This is a genomic window from Mycobacterium sp. NPDC003449 (genome assembly GCF_053588415.1).
Map to the genome: position 1 here is coordinate 1 of NZ_JBSFPX010000329.1, position 3,903 is coordinate 3,903.

Below are 3,903 nucleotides of genomic sequence, written 5' to 3' on the forward strand. Positions count from 1 at the left end.
CAGCACCGCGGCCGAGGCCTTGACGACGGGCTGGCCGCCGAACTGACCGGTGAGGTCGGCGCCGGCGGGCAATCGCAGGGCCGCCACGATCAGGACCACACCGTAGCCCGCCGCCACCACGGCGGCGGCCACCCACAGTCCCGCCGTCGCAGGTGCGTACGGTGTCGGTGTGTCTGACGCTGACCAGAAACCGGCTGTGGATGCCATCCTGCAGAAGGTACTGCAGGTGGTGCCGTTCCAACTGTCCACCGCAGAGGGTGCGGAGGTGGCCCGCCGGAAGTTCAGTGAGCTGCCCCGCCGCGAGATCCATCCCGAGCTGAGTGTCGAGGATCGCGAGATCCCCGGCCGGGACGGCCCGATCCGGCTGCGGGTGTACCGCCCCGCGAGCGGCGACGGCCCGACCCTGCCGGTCGTGGTGTTCATCCACGGCGGCGGCTGGTCGGTCGGCGACCTGGACAGCTACGACAGCACCGCGCGCCGCCACGCCGCGGGTGCCGGGGCCGTGGTGGTGTCGGTGGACTACCGCCTGGCGCCCGAGCATCCCTATCCGGCGGCGGTCGACGACGTGTGGGCGGCGACGCGGTGGGTGGCCGCCCACGCCGCCGAACTGGGTGGCGACGCCGACCGGATGGCGGTGGCCGGCGATTCGGCCGGCGGCAACCTGGCCGCGGTGGTCGCCCAGCTGGCGCGGGACGCGGGCGGGCCCGCGCTGCGGTTCCAGTTGCTCTGGTATCCCGCCACCACGTGGGACACCACACTGCCCTCGTTCGCCGAGAACGCCCAGGCCCCGATCCTCGGGCTGGACGCCGTCAAGGGGTTCTCCCGCTGGTACGCCGGACACGTCGACCTGTCCGATCCCCCGGCGACGCTGGTTCCGGCCAGGGCGGCCGACCTTTCCGGGCTCCCGCCGGCCTACATCGCGGTCGCGGGCCACGATCCGCTGCGCGACGACGGTGTCCGCTACGGCGAGCTGCTGACCGCCGCCGGTGTCCGGGTGCAGGTGCACAACGCCGAGACGCTGGTGCACGGTTATCTCGGCTACTCCGGCGTCGTCCCGGCGGCCACCGAGGCGTTCGACCTGGGTCTGTCGGCGTTGCGGGCGGCGCTGTCGCGCTGAGCCCGGCCCGTTCGGCGGGCGGCGCTCAGAAGGCCGGCGATACGTCTCCGCCCGGCCAGTGCTCCTCGATGAACGCACGCGTCTGGTCGCTGTGCAGCAGCTCGTTGAGCTTGACGATGTCGGGGGCGTCCTGGTTGTCCTCGCGGCTGGCCAGGAAGTTGGCGTACGGGTTGTCGTCGATGTCTTCGACGATCAACGCGTCCTTGAGGGTGTATCCGGCGTCGAGGAAGTAGTTGCCGTTGAGGATCGCCAGGTCGACATCGGGCACCGCCTTGGCCTGCAGGTCGGGGGCGGCCTCGATGAACTGCAGGCGCTTCGGGTTGGCGACGGTGTGCACGTTCACCGGACCGTCGGCCGGCAGGGTGACGAGCCCCTTGGACGCCAGCAGTGCCAAGGCGCGGGCCTGATTGGAACCGTCGTCGGTGATGCTGACCCTGGCCCCGTCGGGGAGATCGGTTGCGCTGCGGTGCTTTTGCGAGAACGCGGCGTACGGTTCGATGTGTACACCGGGGAAGGCGTGCAGCTGATAGCCGAAATCGGCGACCTGCTCGTCGAAGTACGGCTTGTGCTGGAAGTAATTGGCGTCGATGTCGCCTTCCGACAGCCACCGGTTACCCAGCGAGTAGTCGTCGAACACCCGGACGTCGAAGTCGAGTCCGGCGTCCGCGGCTTGCCCGTTCCGGATGAATTCCAGGATCTCGGCATGCGGCACCTGGGTGGCCGCGACGGTGAGGCGATGGTCGTCGTTCGCGCCGCGTAGCCAGACGAAGCCGGCGACGGCGATCAGCACCACGCCGATCGCGGCGATCGCCAGGTACAGCGGCGTCTTCCGCTTGGGCGGACCGTCGGGGACGGTGTTGTTTTCCGGGGTGGTCATTCGATGGTGTCCATTCTGTGAGGGGTGGGGGCGGGAAGTCAGCAGCTACCCGGACAGCTGTGGTGATTCACCAACATCACCTCCTGCGCGCCGGTGATCGGTCTTGCGGGCGAAGTAGTCGCCCACCACCTGAAAGATCTGGGCGAACACGATGAGCAGCAGCACGGTGGCCCACAGCACCGGCCCGTCGTAGGAGCGGGCACCGTAGCGGATCGCGAGGTCACCAAGCCCGCCACCACCGATCACCCCGGCCAGCGCGGAGAATCCGAGCAACGCGACAATGGTGATGGTCAGCCCGGCGATGATTCCGCTAATCGCCTCCGGCAGAAGCGTTTTGACGATGATCTGCCGGCGCGTGGCGCCGACCACCCTGGCCGCGTCGATCTTGCCCGCGTCGACCTCGCGTAACGACGATTCGACCAGTCGCGCCAGGAAGGGAATCGTGCCGATCGTCAGCGGGACCATCGCCGCCACCGTTCCCAGGCTCGACCCCACCAGCAGCCGGCCCAGCGGCCACAACGCGATCACCAGCACCAGGAACGGAAGTGACCGCGTGACATTGACGACGACGCCCAATGCGCCGTTGAGCCAGCGAATCGGGGCGAGCCCGCCGGGCGCGGTGGCATACAGCACAACGCCCAGCGGGACACCCAGTATCACCACGAAGAAGAACGGCACGAACACCAGTTGCAGGGTCTGACCGACCGCTGTCGGCACCGCATCCGTCGTGAACAGGATGGAATCGTCGAGCCAGGCACCGAACGCGCTCATGCCCTGGGCCGCCCCGCGGCGACCACCGCGGCCAGGCCGTGCCGCTCGAACCAGCCGGTGTACTCGTCGGAGCGCTCGTGAGCCGAGTGGTCGACACCGGTGAGCCCCAGTTGGAACTGTGAAACCGATTGTCCCCCAAGGTGCAGCACCTCACCGTCGAGGATCCGCACGTTGGTGTTCAGTTCGCGCGAGAGGGTACTGATGAACGACGCCGGAGCATCCGCCCCGGCGTGCACGTTGACGATGAGCTCGCCGTCGGCCAGCACCGGTGGCGCGTTCAGCGGTGGCAGCAGCCCGGAATCCGGGTTGGCCGCCACCTCGGCGAGCGGTCCCTGGGCGACAACCCTGCCCTCACTCAGCACCGTCACGCGGTTGGCGATCTGCCGCACGATCGACAGGTCGTGGGTGATCAGCAACAGCGTCACGTCGAGTTCGTCACGCAGGCTGGTCAGCAGCGTGAGGATCTCCTGGGTGGTGGTGGGGTCGAGCGCACTCGTCGGTTCGTCGGCGAGGATCACCGTGGGCCGGGCGGCCAGCGCGCGGGCGATGCCGACGCGTTGGCGCTGCCCGCCCGACAACTTCGCGGGGTAATCCTCACCCCGTCCGGCCAGCCCCACGAGTTCCAGGAGTTCCTGCGCCCGGTACCACCGTTTCTTGCGGTCCCAGCCGGCGATCTCCAGCGGGTACTCGATGTTGGCGCGGGCGGTGCGGTTGTCGAGCAGGTTCGCGGTCTGAAAGACGTTGCCCAGTCGGCGGCGCGCCCCGCGGAGTTCCTTCTCGCCCAGTGCGGTCAGGTCCTGCCCGTCGAGCACGACGCGGCCCCGGGTAGGACGCTCGAGCAAGGCGATGTTGCGGACCAGCGTGCTCTTGCCCGATCCGCTGGCGCCGACGACGCCGAGGATCTCCCCCTGGTCGACGGAGATCGACACGCCCTCCAGGGCACGGGTCGTTCCGTAGAACTTGGTGAGGTCTTCGGTGTAGATCGACATGGTCGCCTATCTGCTGGGCCTGCAAACGGCCCAGAGCGTACGGCGGATCGGGAGGTCGGTACCAGGGTTACGTTCAGCGCGGTCCAAAAGACGCCGCAACCTCCCGCGCGAGCAGACACAAAAGTGCCCATTTCCGGGTGGAAATGGGC

Annotated in this window: 4 protein-coding genes and 1 pseudogene; 1 reads left to right on the top strand and 4 read right to left on the bottom strand. The window is 68.7% G+C overall.

Going from position 1 to position 3,903, the window contains the following annotated elements:
* Positions 1–207 (bottom strand): annotated as a pseudogene (locus ACWDTP_RS37760) (lysoplasmalogenase); the annotation flags it as partial.
* On the opposite strand from ACWDTP_RS37760, the gene ACWDTP_RS37765 reads away from it, so the two are divergent.
* Positions 170–1,117 (top strand): alpha/beta hydrolase, encoded by a 948-nt coding sequence (locus ACWDTP_RS37765; protein ID WP_450028326.1) that lies wholly within the window; start codon positions 170–172, stop codon positions 1,115–1,117. The pseudogene ACWDTP_RS37760 and the gene ACWDTP_RS37765 sit on opposite strands and share 38 nt — an antisense overlap.
* A 25-nt stretch (positions 1,118–1,142) precedes the next feature.
* Here ACWDTP_RS37765 and ACWDTP_RS37770 read toward each other — a convergent pair whose 3' ends face one another.
* From ACWDTP_RS37770 to ACWDTP_RS37780, 3 genes are read right to left on the bottom strand one after another with little or no spacing between them, the layout of a single operon-like run.
* Positions 1,143–1,994, bottom strand: coding sequence for a MetQ/NlpA family ABC transporter substrate-binding protein (locus ACWDTP_RS37770; RefSeq protein ID WP_450028327.1), 852 nt, complete (start codon positions 1,992–1,994; stop codon positions 1,143–1,145).
* Between the two features lie 45 nt (positions 1,995–2,039).
* On the bottom strand, positions 2,040–2,765 hold the full coding sequence (locus ACWDTP_RS37775; RefSeq protein WP_450028328.1) for a methionine ABC transporter permease: 726 nt from the start codon (positions 2,763–2,765) through the stop codon (positions 2,040–2,042).
* Complete coding sequence (locus tag ACWDTP_RS37780) at positions 2,762–3,754, bottom strand: methionine ABC transporter ATP-binding protein (protein ID WP_450028329.1); 993 nt, start codon at positions 3,752–3,754, stop codon at positions 2,762–2,764. The genes ACWDTP_RS37775 and ACWDTP_RS37780 overlap by 4 nt, the downstream gene beginning before the upstream one ends.
* Positions 3,755–3,903: the final 149 nt, after the last annotated feature.